This window comes from Paenibacillus sp. FSL H7-0331, assembly GCF_001956045.1.
This window is the reverse complement of sequence record NZ_MRTH01000004.1, coordinates 145,264-164,737: the sequence shown is the minus strand read 5'-3', so window position 1 is coordinate 164,737 and position 19,474 is coordinate 145,264. Positions and strand designations below refer to the sequence as shown.

Below are 19,474 nucleotides of genomic sequence, written 5' to 3'. Positions count from 1 at the left end.
GTAAGGGTTTACATATACGCTAAATCTACGATTTCAGGCGCTCATAATTAATCTTGCAACCCTATTCATTTTCAAGTATAATCGACCTCAAATTAATGCAGGGGGAGTCTCTCTTGAATAAGCCAAAAATCTCGATTCGAGTGAAACTGATTCTGCTCTACTCGTTAACGATACTGATTCCTGTTATTATAATTGCTTTTGTGATGCCTGCCTATTATGTGAAAATTATCACGAAAGAAACGGAAAAGCTTACCGATGCTACCTTGATCGGCTTGACCGAAAACATTCAAACGTATCTGGACGATTTGGAACGAGTCACAATCTCTCCTTACACGAATAATGATGTGATGAATTCTCTCAAGCAAAAAGCCCGGGGCGTCAACAGTCCTCTTGATCCGTATTCAAAGTTTAAAGCCGACTATACCTTGTACCATACACTTCCGAGCTTGCTAGTCAATTTACGTAAGGATATATTAGGCACACTGCTTGTGGCTATTGATGGTTCTGTCTACTATAATGATAGCAGCTCGCAGCTGACTGAAACTCGCAACGCTTATCCTTATACAGAGCAAAACTGGTATCGTGAAGCCGTTGTAGCTAACGGAAGAGTAGCCTTTGTTAATGTCCATCCCCAGGATTATTTAAAGCTGACTGCTGTCCCAGAGGTATTCTCGGTAGCACGATTAATTAAGGATCCAGACTCCAAACAACCGCTTGCCGTCATTATGGCTGATGCCGATACGATCATTTTGGATCGAATCGTAAGACAAATTTCCGTTAACGCAGATTCTTTCGTTACCATTACGGACAAGGATCAAAGGTTGATTTATTCGAATACGAACTTATCTCATGAGGCTTTGAACCAATTTCTGAAAAACCCGACCAATAACGATTTTAATCAGCATTCCTATGTAGCTGTATCCAGGGAAATTTCGACCAGCTCCTGGAAAATTACAGTTTGGTTATCCAAAGCAGAGCTTGCCTCCAAAACCCATTGGATGCGCTTAACGGGAGCGATATTTGCAGCAGGTGGCGTGGTGCTTACCTTCTTCTTGTTTTTGGCCTATTCCAGAACCTTACTGACACCATTCAAAGAAATGATCGGCGTCATGCGCCAGGTTCAGCTCGGCAATATGAACAAACGCTTTTCCGTTCGAGGGCAGGATGAGATCGCTCAATTGGGAACTGTTTTGAACAAAATGATCAGTCAGTTGGATGAATTAATTACGAATGAGTATCTGAACAAGCTGAAGCTAAGAAATGCCGAATTTCGCGCATTGCAGTCACAAATTCACCCTCATTTTCTGTATAATACATTAAATGCGTTCGTGAGTCTAAACCGAAAAGGAGAACATGCGCTGCTGGAGCGTGCTATATTATCGTTAAGCGGGATGCTCCGTTACTTCTTAACCTCTCATGATTCCTGTAGTCTGGAGGAGGAATTCTCCAGTATTCACAAATACGGCGAGCTGATGAGCATACGTTTTAGTGACCGCTTACAAATAAACATCACATTGGCACCCGAGCTGGCACCTATTTATATTCCCAAGCTGCTGATTCAGCCGTTAGTCGAAAACGCTATCATTCACGGCGTTGAGCCTTGTGAGCATCCTTGTATAGTTGAAGTAAGAGCTCAAATGGCTCCCGATAGCGATAACGGAGAAAGCTTTGTCATTCGCATTTCAGATAACGGATTAGGATTTGATACTTCCGTGCACATAGATGATCAGCATATCGGTTTAAGCAATGTTAAGGAACGATTAGCGCTCGCTTTTCCGGATAAACACGAATTTCTACTGGTTAGCAGCCCAGGACAGGGTACTACCATAACGATCACTATATCTCTTAACAAAGAGGAGCTGGCACCATGAATATTGTGATTACTGATGATGAACAATTGGCAAGGGAAGCATTATCGATTATGTTGTTGGAAATTTGCCCGGATTTGCATATCTATGAAGCACGCAACGGTAAGGAGCTGATCCAACTAGCTGAACGGATCAAGCCTGAGGCTGCTTTTGTGGACATTAGAATGCCTGGCAAATCAGGTCTCGAAGCGATTCAAGAAGCAGCCCCGTTATCACCGGATACCCAATGGATTATAGTAACCGGTTTCGCTGATTTTGAATATGCCAAAGAAGCCCTCCGACTGAGAGCGATGGAGTATTTGCTGAAACCGGTCGATATTCAGGATATACGTGTACTACTGACCAAAATACAGCAAACGGCATTTCTGCAAATGATTGAGAAGAACAAGTTTTTTGAGTCGGACATGTTATCCTTATTTCACGGTCTCATTCGCGACTGGGAAGAAATTGAACAGTCCCCTAAGCCTTACAGCGGGATTCGATGTCAGATTATTTATATGGACAGCTGCTACTCGGAAACGGAAAAATCTGCAGCCATCAAGCTGTTGATCAGTGCCATTCGCTCAGCAATGTCGCAGTATTCCCACAAGGATTTGGAGTTGGCTACTTTAATTCTGCCCAGTGGGGATTGGGCTGTAGTCGGGAAGTACCAGACATCACAGGGCGCAGAGCAATTGGATCAGCTATTCTCTGCTCACGCCGAGCTGGTACAGCAGGCTGAGGAGCCGGGTCAGGCATTTACACTGGTACAATCTGGTGAATGCGATTCTTATATCTCCCTGCTAGCTGAGGTAAATATGCTTCATAAGCTTTCTTATCTCCGCTGCTCATTGGGAATCTCACACAGTTGGACTCAAGCAGATTTACTTGCAGTTGAATCACAGCCAATGATTTCTCAGCTATGCCACCTCTTAAATAAAGCAGTAGATGAATACCACAGAGCACAATATGTAGGCTATATGGATACGATTGAGCAATTTGTTAAATACTATTCAGAGCAGTGCAATTCGGTATCTCTAGAAACGTCATTGGCTTTTTCACGGTTTCTCAACTGCTCCATCCAAGCGCCCGTGCTCATTCCAACTGGGGAAGCGGAATGGCTGCAGTCACTCAAAAGTCTTGGCGTACATCTTCTGGATAAAAAGATTCGACAAGTCGATACTAAGCCTGATTTGGTAGGCAAGACCATTGCTTATATAGAAAAGCACTATGCAGGAGATTTAACATTAGGTCGTACTGCAGAAGAGTTCAGTGTGACTCCCAATCACTTAAGCAGTCAGTTCCATAAGCGAACAGGAACGACCTTTATGCAGTATGTGACCAAACTCAGGATGTTGAAAGCGCAGGAGCTGCTGTCTGATCCAATGGTACAGGTACAGCAAGCCGCCGAGCAGGTTGGCTATTTCAGTACAAGACATTTTACAAAGCTATTTAAAGAATTTGTTGGGTGTTATCCGTCTGAATACAAGAAAAATTACAAGAAGGTGGAGTCGGAGAGCTCATCGAAATTGTAATAGAGGTGAACAATAGTCACGAGTGATTATTGTGAATATAAGCCTGATAGGCTCTCCTTATGACCTAATGGAGATAAAAAAGATGGTTCCGCTACAAGGAAACCATCTTTTTATATTGGTGACGTCTAAGCGTGCCAAATGCGCGGCATCGGCAGCGGTTCTTTTCCAAGCTCCGCCCATACATATTTCAACAGCAGCTCTGTCTTCAATGCTGCACTCTTGCTGTCATCCCACAGGTTATTCAGCTCGCCCGGGTCTTCCTGCAGGTCGAAGATTTCGCCATAGGTCTGATTGTAGTAGACTGTTATTTTATATCGTTGATCTACATACGTTTTTTGGTGAATTGTAGTCGCTTCGTGGCGGAATTCACAGATGGCATGGTCCCGCGCCTGATCGGACTTCCCTAACCATACTTCGCTCTGATCGACACCCGTCATGCTGTGAGGGACTGCAATTCCGGCCATACTCAAAAATGTCGGCGCGAGATCAACAAGCGATTGAATAGCCGGAGATTGCACATCTGCTGGCACATGGTCCGGATAACGGACGATAAAAGGAATTTTGATCAGATCCTCATAGTGAAAGCCGCCCTTATATTGCAAACCATGCTGACCAAAGAAGTGGCCGTGGTCTGTTGTAAACACGACAATGGTGTTATCCGTTAGCCCCAGTTCATCGAGCTTATCCAAAATCCGGCCGATATACTTATCCATACAGCTGATCATTCCGTAATAAGTGGCAACAAGCTGTTTGCGTTCACTCTCCGAGTGCCGATTATGGGAATGGTAGCCATGGATACCAAAGCCGCTTTCCAGTAAATGTGAGAAATCTGGATTCGGCTCCTGAGTCATTCCAAAATGCGGCGGATTCTGATCGTGCTCACCAGGTGTTACGGTTGGAATGGTTAGCTGCTCCGGATCGTACATCGTATCCCAAGGCTCCGGTACGAGATAGTCAGGGTGCGGATCAAAAAAGCTTGCCCATAGAAAAAAGCTGTCCTCATTTTGACTATAATCTTCAAGTAGCTGATTGGTTCGTTCGGCTATCCAGGTGTTGTAATGATATTGCTCAGGAATAGGCCATTTATGCAGCACGGACGGATCCATCGTTCCGGTCGGTGGGAGGAAATAATCACGCCAGTTGGTACAGCCCTTTTGCTCCATCCAGATTGCATAATGTTGTCCCACATGGGCTTCATTCGTATGATTACGTGCGAGCTCCACATGATCAAACCCGTAAAAGGGCCCGTTAAAGCTTTTCCAATATTCCAGATCCTGCATGATAGGGTACGACTCCACGGAAGGATATGTCTCCGTACTCTTTAGAGGTTGAAAATGCGCCTTCCCGATCAGTCCTGTTCGGTAACCAGCCTGTTTAAAATCTTCACCAACGGTATGTCGGTCCTCCAAAAGCTTCGTGCCCAAGGTCCAGGCTCCGTGTTGGCTCGGATACATGCCAGTAACAATAGAAGCTCTCGTAGGTGTACAAGTCGGATTCGGGCAATAAGCCTTCGTATAGGTTGTTCCCTGCTTCACCAATCTGTCCAGGTTCGGAGTGGAAATCTCACCATTAAAAGCGCCAAGGGTATTCCAATGCTGTTGGTCACTTGTAATTAGCAATATGTTGGGCTTACTCATTATACAATCCTCCTGTTAGGAATCGATTTCTTTATCTTATAGTATAAATCGGTTTCCTTTCCGTGAAAATGCAAATATGTTGTACTTGTCATTATGTTGTCTGTTGATTTATCCTGAAGGTAGGACAGGTTATCAGGGAGTTGACGATGGATATGCAGGAATACGCCCATGAGTTTGCTGAGCATTGGTACTCGCTTCCCACACCTATGCAAGCGGCAGGCGGCAGTTGGATCGTCCGGGCCGGACATAATAAAGCGAAACCCCATTATGTTGTCGGACCGAAAAGCATTCAGCAATATGGATTTCATTTGATTCAATCAGGGAAAGTTCAGGTGACAAGCGGAGGCGTATCGGTAGAGCTGGCGGAGAGCGATGCCTTCTGTCTATTTCCTGGGAAATCGTATATTTATCAAGCGATACCGGATTGTTCTGAGGAATTGCACATGGTATGGCTGGCGCTTGATGGCCCACAGGTCCCTTTCTTACTGTTAGAGGTGGGTTTGACGGATACATCGTTTTATCTCAGGCAGGCGCTGGACCATCGCGTATGGGCGACAATCAGGCAATTCATTCAATATTTTCAAAAAGGCAAACTTGATCCAATGCGCGAGCAAAGTCTGCTATTTGAGCTGCTGTGGCGAATCAAACAAAACACCGACATTCAACAAGCCATGCCAAAGCGCCATTGGGTTGCCGAGGTCAAACCTTATATGGAGCTGCATTGCACGGAAAATATCAAAATAGACGATATTGCGCGGTATATGGGTGTGCACCGGTCCCATCTGTATACTGCTTTTATGAAAGAGTTTGACTGCTCCCCGATGCAGTATTTACAAAGGCTTCGTTTGGAAAAGGGCAGCCAGCTGCTCAAGAAAACCGATCTTTCAGTAACTGAAATCGCCCTTTCTCTTGGGTATCCGGATTTGTTCTCTTTCACCCGTGCTTTTACGAAGCTGTACGGAATATCACCCAAAGGATATCGGGGGTAAGCAGAGCAGAGATCGAATAATCGATGCACACAAAAAACGGCTCCCTCCCGAAAATATTCGAGTGAAGAGCCGGTTTGAATTCAATTATGACCATACTATTCCCAGGTCTGGTCTACCTTATCGAGCAACACCTTTAATGCACGGATTGCCGCAACAACACGCTCCGAATCGTTTGCTTCAGGCAAATAATGCTTTAAATGAGGCTCTACCGATAGAAAACCGTCATACTGACGTTCCTTTAATGTAACGAGCAATTCCTCAATGTGACCCTCTCCTACACCAGCTGGTACAAATTGACGGGGCACCTGTGTAGCATCCTTGATATGGACATAGTCGATGTAGGGAGCAATCTTGGGATAAGCGTCGTGCATGGGCTGAACGTTATTCATTACATAATTCCCAGGGTCAAACGCTGCACGCATATGCTTGGAATCGCAATGGGCAAGAATGTCCAGGCAGCAGTCGTCAGTTGCACCGTACAAATTGCTGTCATTTTCCAGGATCAAAATGACTCCATGACGGCTGGCAGTCTCTGTGAGCTGCTTCAGTCTGGACAGCACCTCTGCACGATGGGCTTCAACGGATTCACCTTCAGGCAGCCGATAAGAAAAAATGCGAATATACGGAGTTTCAAACAAATGCGCCGCGTGTACCGCCTTATCAAGCGCCTCAAGCTGTGGTTCAAGGGGGTCCGTTATTAAGTATTTGCCGATCGGTGAAGCAATAGATGAAATACGAAAACCTCGTTGTTGTAATGCTGCTTGTATTTGATTCAGCTCTTCTTCATTCAGATCAAGCACATTTTTGCCCCATACTCCACGTAATTCCAAATATTTGATACCTTCCTGCTCAAGAACATCCAGCTGTTCATTTAAATCGGAAGCTATTTCATCGGCAAAACAAGTAAGCTTAACATGACTCACAGCGAGGTCCCCTCTCCATTCATTACTTGCCAAAAGATTTGGACATATCTTCTTGCGACAAGCTTGCTGCCGCTTTCTTAACGAATTTTGAACCGGCAATCAGTTCCTTCAGCTTAGCTTCAAAAGCATCAGCATCAATCGGAACAGTTACCGTCTGTTTTTGGAACGAGGACAGCATAATACCGTTTGCCAAAGTCAGTGCGCCTACACCTTCAACGCCGTGAGCGATAAGCTCTCCGGTACCGTTCAGCAGCCGTTCAACAAATTTGGTAGTCACCACTTGATGTCCGGAAGGCTCATTAATATCGACTTCAATCTCGATCTTTTCGAATTCCATTTTACTGAACTTTTGTTCGGTTTCATTGGAGTATTTCAGCATGGACATCGGATTTTTATAAAGAACCAGCTTGCCATCCTCCAGTACAAGCTTGCCGTGTTCACCGATAATTTCCATTCGATTCGTTCCCGGCGACTCAGCTGTCGTCACCATCAAATGCCCGATCATGCCGTTAGCATGTTCAAAGTATGCGGTTACCTCGTCCTCGACTTCGATATTGTGATATTTGCCGATATGTGCATGTCCGGTAATGCTGGTAGGTACACCGAACAACCATTGATACATGTCAAGTGTGTGCGGACACTGATTTGTCAAAATACCGCCGCCCTCGCCTGCCCAGGTTGCACGCCAGTCTCCACTGTCATAATAAGCCTGGGAACGGAACCATGCCGTATTGATCCAGGTAGCACGCGTAAGCTTACCGAGCTGGCCGCTGTCTACAACACTTTTCACTTTACGGTAAAAAGGTAGGGTGCGCTCTTGGAACATGATGGCGAATTCCAAATTCGGGTGCTGCTTTTTAGCTTCCTCGTAAGCATCGATCATACGCTTGGCATCGTTAAGATGAACAGCAATCGGCTTTTCACACATAACATGGATTCCACGTGCAAAGGCTTCCAAAGCAACGGTAGGGTGATCATAATGCGGCACGGCAATAATAACTGCATCCAGCCCGGACTGCTCCAGCAAATCTTTGTAATTGGTATAAGCTTGCGTATTCAGTTCCTTGGCATAGGAATCCGCTTTTTCCTGAACAACATCACATACACCAGCTATGTGAACATTGCTCATTTCCTTCAATATTTTGGCATGTGTGGAGCCAATGTTCCCGAGTCCTACTAGTCCTATACTTATTTTCCGTTCACTCATATCATCCGTCTCCCTCAATTATTTGTGATATTAGGTTCTTCCTTATTCTAAAGGGTACCAAATGCAACTTCCTTGTAATTTTTGATGAAAAAGTAGGAATTATTGACTAATCACATGATTCATTTACGTTGTCCACAGTTAAACTTCCGCTAATTTTCCTTCATAATTATAATTTCTGAATAAAGGATTGATACCATGAAGCATCATCCCCTGTCCCCAATTTACATGTTTATCATTCGTCGGCAAATCCTCGGGATCACGAACCTGTACAAGTATATTCCTACGAGTCCGGTCGCTGCGGTTAATCGGCGATCCATGAATCGTTAAATAGTTAAAAAATAATACGTCACCCGCTTCAGCTATACAGGGAGTTCCCCTTTCAATAGGATATTCTTTATGGTTCAAATAGTAGCTTCCTACGTGGGGCAAAGGTCCTTGTTTATGGGAGCCAGGTATGACATGCAAACATCCGTTTTCCTCATTCGTTCGATCTAAATGGATGCTTGCTAGCATCATACTATGCTTGGTGTGCGGAAAATACGGATAATCCTGATGCATCGGGAAGGCAGCGCCCTTTTCCGGAGGTTTGACCATCATTTTGGTATGATGCAGTTGGACATTGTCACCGATCAGCTTGGCGAATATACCGACCAGCTTCAATTGTGTGATCATTTGAGTAAATTGGGCGTCATGGTACTGTACGTCATGAAAACCTTTCAGCACAAGCTTCTTCAATTGTTCCGGAGGCAAATAATCTCCCTGCCAAGCGTGACTCCGGTCAAATTTAGAGGCGGCTGCACGCTTCAGGAAGGTTTCCACTGATTCCTGGAACCTCCTAACTTCTTCAGTGTTATATACACCCTTTACCAGTAAGTAACCGTTATCATGATAAAATTGCACTTGGTCCTCAGTTATCAAGGTTAATTCCCCTTTTCCATAATCATTTGGTGTATCCATCCCGAGCCATAGTCCTTACCCTCACCATGGGCTGATACTTATCCCTTCACTGCTCCTATCATAACCCCTTTAGTAAAGTATTTTTGCATAAAAGGATAAACGGCAATGATCGGTAAAGTGGCTATAATGATAGTGCAATATTTAACAATCTCGCTGACTGCCTCTTTGTCATTTCCGTTGGAGCCTGTGATCATACTGTCGGTACTGCTGTTTATTAAAATCTCACGTAAAAACAGCTGCAAAGGATACGCATCTCTATTGCGCAAATAAATCATTGCACTAAACCACGAATTCCAATGCGCCACAGCATAAAACAAAATCATAACCGATATCACGGCTTGCGATAACGGCAGAACGATTTTAAACAAGATCGTGATATCGTTGGCTCCATCAATTCTCGCGGATTCCTCCAGACTATCCGGGATTGCTGCGAAAGAGGTTCTCATAATAATCAAATTATAGGTACTGATCGCTCCCGGCAGAATGAGTGCCCACATGGTGTCAAACATGCCAAGGCTTCTCACTAATAAATAGTTGGGAATCAGACCTCCGCTAAAAAATAAGGTGAACACAATGATCATCATCATCGGATCTCGAAGCATGACACCTTTTCTGGATAATACATAGGCTCCGAGAGCGGTCATAAAAACATTGATGATAGTTCCCACGACCACATAAATGATTGTATTCGTATAACCCGTTATAATATTGGGATTTTTAAAAACATTGATATAACCGTCAACATTGAATCCCAACGGCCAGAGCAGCAGACCGGAATGACTGGCCAACGAAGATGGATTACTTAATGATGCAAAAGCAACATACAGAAATGGATACAACGTGATTAATGTAAGGAACAATAAAAAGCTAATATTAAAGAATCCGAATATGATTTCTGCTTTACTTCTCTTTACATTCAATTTGTCCACTCCCTACCAAAGACTGGTCTCGTTCACTTTTTTACTGATTTTGTTGGTAACTACCAGAAGCACGAAATTGATAACTGAGTTAAATAAACCTACTGCCGCACTGAAGCTGTAGTTCGCTTCCAGAATCCCTTTTCTGTATACATAGGTTGAAATAACATCCGACGTCTCATAGGTAATCGGATTGTATAAGAGAAATATTTTATCAAACCCAACATTCATCATACTTCCCATTCTCAAAATAAAAAGAATAATAATCGTCGGCATAATTCCAGGCAGCGTAACATGGAGCATTTGCTTAAATCTTCCCGCCCCGTCAATCGTTGCTGCTTCGTACAGATCTTGATCAATTCCGGCTAACGCAGCCAAATATATGATAGATCCCCATCCTACCTCCTGCCAAATATTGGAGCTCACATAAATCGTTCTAAATAATTCAGGTTTAAGCAGCATGGTTATTCTTTCCATTCCCATGAAAGCCAGCAAATCATTAACGATACCGTTTCTTGCAGTAAAGTCGACTATCAGACCGCATAAAACCAGGACAGAAATAAAATGCGGCAAATACGTAACTGATTGTACAAACCTCTTAAGCACATTTTTTCTCACTTCATTCAATAGGAGCGCTAAAATGATGGGTGCCGGGAATCCAAATATAATGTTATATAAGCTGATTAAGAGAGTATTGCTTAGTATTCTTCCAAAGTATACATCCTTAAAAAAATCGTTAAAATGCTGCATGCCCACCCAAGAGCTTCCCAAGATTCCCTTCATTGGGGAGAAATCTTTAAAAGCGATGGAAGCACCGTACATAGGGAGATATTGGAAAATAATATAGTAAGCCATAACCGGCAATGCCATCCAATAAATCATTCGGTTTTTATATAAATCTCTTTTAAGTCTATGCACAAAACCGGTTTGTTTCTTCGTCTGATAAACATTTCCAGAAAGTGCCGCGTCACCAACCTTAATCTGATCCATAGTTCCCTCCCATTGGTAACAGTCCTTCTACAGATACACTAGCCTATTTTCTTGCCATATATCTGTCGTATGCAGCTTGCTGAATTTTGATGGCATCTTCGATTCCCATACCCTTCAATGTCTTCATATAATTATCATAATCACTAATAGAAGACTGTCCCATAACGATCTTCAGGAATTGCTCATCCTTATAAGTGTTAACCGCAGACATAACAGATGCCATTTTGGTCGATTCCTCAATGGTTGGCGTTACTGGCGGCATGATTCTATCGTATGAACCTGCTTTCCATAATCCGATAATTTGCTGTTGTTCGGGTAATGACATGCGTTGGTGCCATATCTCAGGTGTCATTACATAAGCTAAGCCGCCAGATCCTCTGGAATATTTGGATAATGCCTCATCAATAGACAGACCCTTTGGATTATTGGTGATCTCAGGGAGTAATTGAGGAGAACCATTCACCATCTTGTAGCTTTCGCCTTCTATACCAAACGTATTGAGCAATGCTCCTTCTGGGCTATAGCCATAGTCCAACCACATCGCAGCCTCCTTGGCATACTTACTTTTGGCGGATATGGCTACACCAATGCCATTAGCAACCTTGATTTCATCTGCATTAAAATTATATGATTTTGTCCCTTTAACGTATGGCGGAACCGTTCCCAATAATTTTACGGTTGGATCCTTTGCTTTCATCAATTGAACAAATCTTCCGAAGGTTCCTGATGTAGATCCCGTCCAGGCACCTGCACGGTTACCTACTACCTTGGTATCGAATTGTTTGGCATCCGTTAATCCAAAATCAGGGTCTATCAATCCTTCTTTATACCACTTGGCTAACGTCGTAAGCGCTTCCTTATATTCAGATGTATAAGGTCCAAATTTAACGGTATCCCCATCATGATAAAAACCGTAATTGATCCCCCAAGCCCTTACCCAGTTCTGTAAATCCCCTGCTCCTTTAGGCGCCAGAGGGATCTCATCATTTTTTCCGCTGCCGCTAGGATTTTTTGTTTTAAAAGCGGTTAACACTTCATACCAATCATCAATCGTTTCAGGTGACTTTAAATTCAGTTTTTCCAGCCAATCCTGACGTATTTGCCAGCCAAATGTCTGAAAAGCGGGATTGGGATTCGGGTTTACCTTGGCGTACTGATCCGGTGATTGTGCCTCAGGGAATACATAAAGCGTACCATCATCTGTGCGGATTTGTTTATTTGCTTTTGGGTCAGAATTCATAAATTTTTTGAGATTGGGAGAATATTTATCTACCAAATCATTGAGTGGAAGGATGATGCCATCCTTGATAGCCTTATTAGGTCCACCGTTAAAATCATTAATCCAGTTATAATATATCAGATCAGGTAAGTCGCCTGACGCTATCATAAGATTGAACTGTTCTTTGATTGCCGCCGCATCCATGGATGCCGGATGAATGAAATCGATATGTATACCGGTTCTTTTTTCCAATTCTTTGAATTGTGCTATTTCATTATAATTTTTCATTGTTGCCGCAACCTTGGGGTCCATGGACACAAACATTTTCAATGTAATAGGTTTACTTACGATGGGCAGTTGGATTGACGATATAGCTTCCTCGGTCTTTTGCGGTGAATTTGTTGGCTGCGTTGCATTGGAAGTACAGCCTGATAATAGGCCTGTGATTAAAGTAAAAGACATGACATAAGCTGAAGTCTTGCCGAGTTTACGATTCATTGATTAAGTCCCCCTGACATTTTTTTGTTTAGAGTTTTGATAAGTTCTTCAAGCTTTTTTGCATAAAGAAACGAAAGCGCATACAAAAAAAGGTGTTATTAGATATAAAAGGATAAACAATCATACTCTGCTATTCTAAAATATTCCAAAGGATATATCATTGTTTTTTGTGATTAAAATATTGTTTTTTGTGCACTTTGAGGCCGCATTAAAAAATGCAGCAGTCTCCTTATGAGACTTACTGCATCTTGTTGATTAGCTTCATTACAGATTCCACAGCAAGCTGCTTATCCCAAATAATTCTTTTGATAATCCCGAGGCAATATCCCTACTTTTTTCTTGAACATACGCAAAAAACTGGTGTAATCGTTAAATCCGCTGACCATACAAGCCTCAGTCACACTGCTGCCCTCTGCGAGTAATTTTTTAGCCAGAGATATACGTTTATAGATAATGTATTCATGAATTGTATTTCCGGTATACTTTTTAAAAAGCTTGATTAGGTAATATTTATTTATAAAAAACTGTTTTTCCAATTGGTCAAGACTCAGATCCTCTCCCAAATGCATTTCAATATAGTCCAGAACGGGAGACAGTTTATGATGCAAATCAAGCCCTTGATCTGTAATCTTCTGCTCTTGGAATAGACGGTTGATATGAACCATGATTTCCATAAAACAACCCATTTTCATAACGGCGTTTCCTAAAGAAGGATGGTTTTTTAAAGCATCATATTTCATAAATAAACTAAGTAAGGCTGCTGAATCATTACTGGTTAGAGAGAGCTTGTTTCTTGTACCGATGGGTCTGTCATAGAAGCAGGATAAAGGATTGAAATCCTCAGTCTGATATTGCGCAGCAATTAGGGGGTCAAATTCAATAGTAATTCGCTCATACACAACATCTGACGAAAAGGACGGTTTATGAATTTCGTGTTGATTCGTAATAATCAAATCGCCGAATTGCAATGGATAGACCGTTTTTTCCACAAAATATTTAACATCACCTTGAAGGAGAAAGTAAATTTCACAGCCTTGATGCAGATGAAAATCGATACTATGGCTTTTCCGCTGCACATGCAAAAATTGAATATAATGATCGATTTGGTCTAAATAAGTAATAGGCAGTGCAATCCCCCCATGAAACATCAATTTAGTCCATATTTTCATCAAAAATTACAATGAAATTGCATATCTTATATAATACTCTATTCTTATCATGAATGTCACACGTACCGCAACTACAAATCAGAAAGGTGATGAGAACAGTTACAGCCCAGAAAAGCCAATAGTTTATTTCAGCCTGAAACATTTGTGTAGGATAAAGTGAGGTCATATGGATGAATTTAGCTTATGGAAATATCGATGATTGCATTCGTTATGAGCATAAACTCTTAAATCCTAACCTATATAACGTTAACTTTCATTTGCATGAAGAGTTTGAAATTTACTTTTTAATATCAGGTGATGTGAACTACTTTGTTGAAAAAAGTATATATCCTTTAAAATACGGCGATTTAATGATTACCAATAATCAGGAAATTCATAAGCCGGCTTTTCGAAATGATAGGTTATACGAAAGAATAACACTACAGTTTGCACCACACATCGTCCGTCCTTTCAATTCTCCACGGCTCGATCTTCTGAATTGTTTTATTAACAAACCGAAGGGCCAACAAAATAAGATTTCTCTTAAACCGAGTCAGACTATTGAAATACTGCGGCTTTTTAATCAAATGGAGAATCTTAAAAACGATGCTGGCTATGAAATTTTAAAGCTCAATTATCTCGTTGAAATGTTGGTTCTGATTAATATTGTATTTATGGACGTTAATCGCTCAGAAAGTCTTTCTACAATGCCTGATTTATTAATTTCATTACTGGACTATATTGACATGAATTTGGAAAAAGATCTTACCCTTGTATCACTCTCCAAAAAGTTTTATGTGGATCGATTTTATATGGGGAGAATTTTCAAAAAAAATATCGGTAGTAACATCCATGAATATATTTTATTTAAACGAATTTCCAAAGCAAAAGAAATTCTTTCTGAAGGCTATAACGTCACAGATACGTGCGAAAGATGTGGATTTAATGATTACTCCAATTTTTTAAAAATGTTTAAACGAACCGTTGGTATTTCTCCTGGAAAATACAAGGGTAATTAGTGTACGATACGATAATTTGTAGTTGAGGAGAGAACCTGATGAAGATAGCATTTCAAACATTGGCAAGCCCGAATTGGAGCTGGGAGCAAACCCTGAATGCAGCCGCGCAGCTTGGCTACGACGGTATTGAGTTAAGAGGCGTGGAAGGCGAGATGTACTTACCTCGGGCGCGACCGTTTTTACCCGAAAATATAGAGCAAACTTTGTTGGATTTACAACAAAAGGGTTTGGAAATCTGTTGTCTGGACACATCCTGCGCTTTTCACAATGAGGAGAAATACCGTGCCTCCATTCTGGAAGGTAAGGATGCGATAGATCTTGCAGTGAAGCTCCAAGCACCTTACATCCGAGTATTTGGAGACATCATTCCTGAAGGCGCTTCGGAAGCGGAAATCGCAGGCACAATCGCATCAGGGCTGACTGAATTAGGGCTTTATGCAGAAGGAACAGGCGTTACTGTACTGCTGGAAACCCATGGAGATATTAATAATCACCGCATCATCAAGCATATATTGGATCAAACCGACAGCAGCAGTGTTGGCGTCCTATGGGATTTTGAGCATCCGTATTTGCATGGGGAAGAGCCTGAACTTACCTACAGGGAGCTTGCTCCTTACATCAAGCATACCCATGTCAAGGACGCGATTAAAGGCGAAGACGGTAAAAAGCTTTGTCTGATCGGAGATGGCGATGTGCCTGTCCCCCAGATTGTCAGTATTCTCAAGGAAAATGGCTATAACGGCTGGCTCTCGCTGGAATATGAGAAGAAGTGGGCTCCTTATCTGGAGGAACCTGAGGTTTCACTGCCCGCTTACATGTCCTATATCAAAAAACTCGTTTAGCTATAAACCAAAGTCCGGTTACTTCCCAGATGGGAGAACCGGACTTTTTTTGAAGCATGATTGTCGACTCTTCAACTCTAGCTATGGACCGCCTGCTGCTGCAAGGTCAGCTGCCAAAAGGCGATTCGTTCCCGCTTCCAGGTATACGTTACATACAGCTCATTGTTTTTGGCAACAATGGCTGGGTATGAATATTCACCAGGCTCGGTTTCCAGCTTGATTTCATCCGTCCATGTACTGCCATTGTCCGAAGAAAAACGAATGACTATCGGTGTACGTGGACTACTTGTGGAATAACCAGTCACCGGGTTGAAAATAAGCGCCAGCAGCCCGTTGTCCATCTGCACGACATCAATTCCACTGTTGTTGTTGGGCAGCTCTATCGGATAGGCCAGGCGCCAGGTTTCTCCGTTGTCCTCCGAATCGCTGCGATAAATAAGGCCTTCGGTGCTGCGCAGCAGCATATGGACATGCGTCCCGCCTGACGTCCACAATGTCGGCTGAATAAACCCTTTGGCATGTGAATGCACCGCCCCTACCAGCTTAGAGACCTCCATGGGCACAAGGCTGCTCTGCCTCCAGGTATGTCCGTAATCGTCGGATATATCGACGAATGCTTCCCAAATTTGCTTGCCCGGCGCATCCGGGTCCTTCCTCTCGATAGAAGCAGGCGCCAATATGATGCAATTGCTTAAGGAAATCGGCTTATTGCGTACCGGTCCTCGTCCGCCGATATCGCCTTCAACAAGCTCCTTCGGCTCCGTCCATGTCTGTCCGCCATCCACAGAATGAATTACCCGTGTAAACCAATCTGTGATTTCATGGCCGACCTTATAATAAAGCGTTAGCTTGCGGCCATCGTCAAAAAGCACCGGATTCCAATGGGCAATGCCCTCTTCATCTGCAGCTAGATAAGGTGCTGACCAGCTCTCTCCGGTACGCCGCGACATCCAGATCGCCACATCACTAGCCTTCTCATGCAGACCGCCGAACCATGCAGCCAGGATGTCGCCATTCGACAAAACGACCAGCGTAGAAGCATGGCAGCTTGGAAAAGGTCGGTCGTCTTCAAATATAAATTGTTTTTGGGATTGAATATTCATGGTTAAGTTCTCCTTTGTTTTGTAATGAATACTATCAGCCTTTAACCGAGCCAACCATCACCCCCTGCACAAAATATTTTTGAACAAACGGGTACACGGCCAGGATAGGAAGCAGCAAGCATAAGAAGTACATCAGAATTTTGAAAAACAGTTTATTTTTTCGCATCACCTTAATCCAATTATTCATACTCATGGTGCCCTCCTTGCCGACCCTAAGTGGATATTTGAAACAACCGCTCTGATTGTATTGTAATCGATTTCATGCTGAAGATGATTAACCATTTCCATTAGGCCGTTTCATTTGTCTACAATTATGAGAAAGAACATGATTCATTTCTCCTACTGTGTTTCAACTGTCTACTTTAGGGAGTTTCAACGATCTACTTGTTATTCAAATGTGTCCGGTAAAAAGCACGACGGAATTCAGTAGGCGTCATCTGCTGATGCTTGCGGAACACTTTCATAAAATATTTTTCATCCTCAAATCCCAACCGATGGGCGATTTCTTTAATCGAAAGATCGGTGCGGCCCAGCTCTTCCTTTGCGCGGTCGATTTTGACTTTTTGAATATATTCCTGCATGCTCATGCCCATTTCCTTTTTAAATAAACGGGTCAAGTAGTCGGGATTGTAATTGAATTCACGTGCAGCATCATCAACCGATATAGGCTTGACAGCATGGATGCGAATCCACTCCAGCACACTCATCATCCTCTGGTGCCTCGAAGTCATTCCCCCTTGAGGGCTTGTATAAGCAGTCATCGATTGCTGCGTCAGCTCAATTAATAAAGAAGTCAGCATGTAGTCGGCCCCCTGCCGGGTGTAATAGCGTGATTCCACAATGTGCAGCAGCTGACGAAACAAAATCCCCGCTTTGTCCACCTCAGGTGGTTTAAAAAACGCCGGCAGCAGGACAAATGGCATACCTTGATCCAAATAAGGATTATGCTTGTAACGCCCAAGCTCGGCCTCGGCCTGCTTCTCATCCATGAACTCCATACTGCTCTCAGGACATTGAAAATGCAGCCAGTAAAAAGAAACCTGCGGGTCCGAATACGCATAACCCCAATGGGTCTGTTCCGGCAATAGCAGCAGTACACTGCCTGGAGTCACCTCAAACTGTTCATCCTCCTGCTGAATATAGGCAGTGTCGCGCAATCCGAGGATAATCTCAAAGCTGTTTATCGAACGTTTACCGTGAATCCACGGATAACCGGCGGTAAAGTGCCCTGCAGATACGAATTCGATCGGCTTTTCGATCTGTGCTTTCCAATAATACATAGTCGGTTTTTTCCACCTGTTCTAATAAATGATTCCCTGACAGCAGGATTCTTCCATGATTATCCTTAGTATAAAGCTGTTGATCATGCACGACAACCCATCAAATCCGTATCCGTAAAATTACACCTGCAGGTTTAGAATGAGTGGGATGTTATCCAGGATGAAAAAAAGATCAGCTTGGATAACCAACTGATCTTTAGGAGTCCGGTGAATAAAGAGCGAAGCGGCCAAATGATCCCGGAGAAGCGTCATCGATCGGAGGGATATTTGGCCGCGCAGTGCGACTTATTCGCCGCACTTTTAGGAAGATGTAATTCGAAGAAATCAGGGTGAGCCTGTACTTGTGATGCAGGGAATGATGCTAGCCTAGCTACGATGGCTGACTCCGGCTTTACCCCAGTCTTCATAGCATTTAACAATCGCACTCATATCTTCATCGCCATACCCATCGTTGCAAGCGACCTGAAACAGCTCCTTGACAGCCGATAGTGCAGGCACCGGGAGCTCGAACGATTCCGCCAATCCGCGGGCCAGCTTCAAATCCTTCAGCATTAGCCGTGTCATAAATTGCGGCGAAAAGTCTCCACTCAGCATTTTGGGTCCTTTCATCTCCGCCATGCCGCTGCGCGCTCCGCCACCCGCTACAACCTCTAGAAATAAGGCGGGGTCAATGCCAGCTTGACGAACAAGTGAGATACTCTCGGAAAGTCCTGCCAGCGTAATAGCAACCAAAGCGTTATTGGCAAGCTTCGTTTGCGAACCTGTACCCTGCGCTCCCATATGTACCGCTTTTTTTCCCATGGCATTAAATAAAGGCAGGCAGCTCTCGAATAATTCCCGATCTCCACCAACGATAAAAGTCAACTGCGCTTCTTTAGCTTGAGGCTCGCTGCCTGTAACCGGTGCATCCAGCATCTGTACGCCAATTGCTGATAAGTGAGCAGCCAGCTCCAGACTTGTATCCGGAGAGATTGTACTGCAATCGATAAGTGTGCGGGCACCCGGCTGCTGCTGTAGCGCAGGAACAATTCCGCCTTCACCCAAATAAACTTCCTTGACAGCACGGTCATCTGAGATCATCGTAATCACGATGTCTGCTCCTTGGGCAGCTTCGCCGGGAGAGTCTACAACATGGACGGAAGAGCCGAGACCCTCAGTCTTGCGCCGATCTCTATTGTAAACGCTTAATTTATATCCAGCCTTTAATAAGTTGACTGCCATGTGCCGCCCCATAGTCCCCAAACCAACAAAAGCAATATTCACTTGATTACCTCCTAAATGGAATGATGATACCTCTCCTATTATAACCTAAGTAAATGAAAAAAGCCTGCAATCACGCAGGCCTCATGCTAGCTATATACGG

17 protein-coding genes are annotated in these 19,474 nt (G+C 43.4%); 5 read left to right on the top strand and 12 right to left on the bottom strand.

Annotated features, from left to right (window positions below; translation table 11 throughout):
- The first annotated feature begins 113 nt into the window (after positions 1-113).
- Together BK127_RS07575 and BK127_RS07570 are read left to right on the top strand one after the other, a co-directional pair.
- Entirely contained in the window at positions 114-1,871 is a 1,758-nt protein-coding gene (locus BK127_RS07575) for a cache domain-containing sensor histidine kinase (RefSeq protein WP_179097415.1), read from the top strand.
- A complete protein-coding gene (locus BK127_RS07570) occupies positions 1,868-3,382 on the top strand; it encodes a response regulator transcription factor (RefSeq protein WP_076229418.1) in 1,515 nt (504 codons plus the stop codon). Before BK127_RS07575 ends, BK127_RS07570 begins: the two co-directional genes overlap by 4 nt.
- Before the next feature lie 125 nt (positions 3,383-3,507).
- On the opposite strand, the gene BK127_RS07565 is transcribed toward BK127_RS07570, so the two are convergent.
- The gene (locus tag BK127_RS07565; RefSeq protein ID WP_076229417.1) at positions 3,508-5,019 is read right to left on the bottom strand and encodes a sulfatase family protein; all 1,512 of its coding nucleotides are present in this window, start codon (positions 5,017-5,019) and stop codon (positions 3,508-3,510) included.
- 146 nt (positions 5,020-5,165) lie between these two features.
- On the opposite strand from BK127_RS07565, the gene BK127_RS07560 reads away from it, so the two are divergent.
- Complete coding sequence (locus BK127_RS07560) at positions 5,166-6,008, top strand: AraC family transcriptional regulator (protein WP_083689144.1); 843 nt, start codon at positions 5,166-5,168, stop codon at positions 6,006-6,008.
- Between the two features lie 95 nt (positions 6,009-6,103).
- Here BK127_RS07560 and BK127_RS07555 read toward each other — a convergent pair whose 3' ends face one another.
- The 7 genes from BK127_RS07555 to BK127_RS07525 all read right to left on the bottom strand — a co-directional run bounded on the left by BK127_RS07555 (position 6,104) and on the right by BK127_RS07525 (position 13,888).
- Positions 6,104-6,931 carry a sugar phosphate isomerase/epimerase family protein gene (locus BK127_RS07555; protein ID WP_076229416.1) on the bottom strand — a complete coding sequence of 276 codons (828 nt, stop codon included), beginning with the start codon at positions 6,929-6,931 and terminating at the stop codon, positions 6,104-6,106.
- 22 nt (positions 6,932-6,953) lie between these two features.
- Positions 6,954-8,138, bottom strand: a complete 1,185-nt coding sequence (locus BK127_RS07550) for a Gfo/Idh/MocA family protein (protein WP_076229415.1) — start codon at positions 8,136-8,138, stop codon at positions 6,954-6,956.
- Between the two features lie 138 nt (positions 8,139-8,276).
- Positions 8,277-9,056, bottom strand: a complete 780-nt coding sequence (locus BK127_RS07545; RefSeq protein ID WP_076229414.1) for a phytanoyl-CoA dioxygenase family protein — start codon at positions 9,054-9,056, stop codon at positions 8,277-8,279.
- Positions 9,057-9,133: 77 nt separating this feature from the next.
- Entirely contained in the window at positions 9,134-10,015 is an 882-nt protein-coding gene (locus BK127_RS07540) for a carbohydrate ABC transporter permease (RefSeq protein ID WP_076229413.1), read from the bottom strand.
- Positions 10,016-10,027: 12 nt separating this feature from the next.
- Complete coding sequence (locus BK127_RS07535) at positions 10,028-11,002, bottom strand: ABC transporter permease (RefSeq protein WP_076229412.1); 975 nt, start codon at positions 11,000-11,002, stop codon at positions 10,028-10,030.
- A 43-nt stretch (positions 11,003-11,045) separates the two neighbouring features.
- A complete protein-coding gene (locus tag BK127_RS07530; protein WP_076229411.1) occupies positions 11,046-12,719 on the bottom strand; it encodes a type 2 periplasmic-binding domain-containing protein in 1,674 nt (557 codons plus the stop codon).
- A gap of 287 nt (positions 12,720-13,006) precedes the next feature.
- Entirely contained in the window at positions 13,007-13,888 is an 882-nt protein-coding gene (locus BK127_RS07525) for an AraC family transcriptional regulator (protein WP_144026402.1), read from the bottom strand.
- A gap of 170 nt (positions 13,889-14,058) precedes the next feature.
- Here BK127_RS07525 and BK127_RS07520 point away from each other — a divergent pair, with 170 nt between their 5' ends.
- Both BK127_RS07520 and BK127_RS07515 read left to right on the top strand, forming a co-directional pair.
- A complete protein-coding gene (locus BK127_RS07520) occupies positions 14,059-14,886 on the top strand; it encodes an AraC family transcriptional regulator (RefSeq protein ID WP_076229409.1) in 828 nt (275 codons plus the stop codon).
- A gap of 38 nt (positions 14,887-14,924) precedes the next feature.
- Positions 14,925-15,728 (top strand): sugar phosphate isomerase/epimerase family protein, encoded by an 804-nt coding sequence (locus tag BK127_RS07515; protein ID WP_076229408.1) that lies wholly within the window; start codon positions 14,925-14,927, stop codon positions 15,726-15,728.
- 77 nt (positions 15,729-15,805) lie between these two features.
- Here BK127_RS07515 and BK127_RS07510 read toward each other — a convergent pair whose 3' ends face one another.
- The 4 genes from BK127_RS07510 to BK127_RS07500 form a co-directional block, all read right to left on the bottom strand.
- Positions 15,806-16,831 carry a sialidase family protein gene (locus BK127_RS07510; RefSeq protein WP_076229407.1) on the bottom strand — a complete coding sequence of 342 codons (1,026 nt, stop codon included), beginning with the start codon at positions 16,829-16,831 and terminating at the stop codon, positions 15,806-15,808.
- 34 nt (positions 16,832-16,865) lie between these two features.
- Positions 16,866-17,018 carry a hypothetical protein gene (locus BK127_RS43610; protein WP_179097407.1) on the bottom strand — a complete coding sequence of 51 codons (153 nt, stop codon included), beginning with the start codon at positions 17,016-17,018 and terminating at the stop codon, positions 16,866-16,868.
- Positions 17,019-17,211: 193 nt separating this feature from the next.
- Positions 17,212-18,111, bottom strand: a complete 900-nt coding sequence (locus tag BK127_RS07505; protein ID WP_076229406.1) for a helix-turn-helix domain-containing protein — start codon at positions 18,109-18,111, stop codon at positions 17,212-17,214.
- Between the two features lie 366 nt (positions 18,112-18,477).
- On the bottom strand, positions 18,478-19,374 hold the full coding sequence (locus tag BK127_RS07500; RefSeq protein ID WP_076229405.1) for an NAD(P)-dependent oxidoreductase: 897 nt from the start codon (positions 19,372-19,374) through the stop codon (positions 18,478-18,480).
- Positions 19,375-19,474: the final 100 nt, after the last annotated feature.

Bases quoted from the DNA above. Each gene is read 5' to 3' on its own strand.
- BK127_RS07570 (WP_076229418.1), top strand. From the start codon at position 1,868: ATGAATATTGTGATTACTGATGATGAACAATTGGCAAGGGAAGCATTA.
- BK127_RS07565 (WP_076229417.1), bottom strand. From the start codon at position 5,019: ATGAGTAAGCCCAACATATTGCTAATTACAAGTGACCAACAGCATTGG.
- BK127_RS07560 (WP_083689144.1), top strand. From the start codon at position 5,166: ATGGATATGCAGGAATACGCCCATGAGTTTGCTGAGCATTGGTACTCG.
- BK127_RS07550 (WP_076229415.1), bottom strand. From the start codon at position 8,138: ATGAGTGAACGGAAAATAAGTATAGGACTAGTAGGACTCGGGAACATT.
- BK127_RS07535 (WP_076229412.1), bottom strand. From the start codon at position 11,002: ATGGATCAGATTAAGGTTGGTGACGCGGCACTTTCTGGAAATGTTTAT.
- BK127_RS07530 (WP_076229411.1), bottom strand. From the start codon at position 12,719: ATGAATCGTAAACTCGGCAAGACTTCAGCTTATGTCATGTCTTTTACT.
- BK127_RS07525 (WP_144026402.1), bottom strand. From the start codon at position 13,888: ATGAAAATATGGACTAAATTGATGTTTCATGGGGGGATTGCACTGCCT.
- BK127_RS07520 (WP_076229409.1), top strand. From the start codon at position 14,059: ATGAATTTAGCTTATGGAAATATCGATGATTGCATTCGTTATGAGCAT.
- BK127_RS07515 (WP_076229408.1), top strand. From the start codon at position 14,925: ATGAAGATAGCATTTCAAACATTGGCAAGCCCGAATTGGAGCTGGGAG.
- BK127_RS07510 (WP_076229407.1), bottom strand. From the start codon at position 16,831: ATGAATATTCAATCCCAAAAACAATTTATATTTGAAGACGACCGACCT.
- BK127_RS43610 (WP_179097407.1), bottom strand. From the start codon at position 17,018: ATGAATAATTGGATTAAGGTGATGCGAAAAAATAAACTGTTTTTCAAA.
- BK127_RS07505 (WP_076229406.1), bottom strand. From the start codon at position 18,111: ATGTATTATTGGAAAGCACAGATCGAAAAGCCGATCGAATTCGTATCT.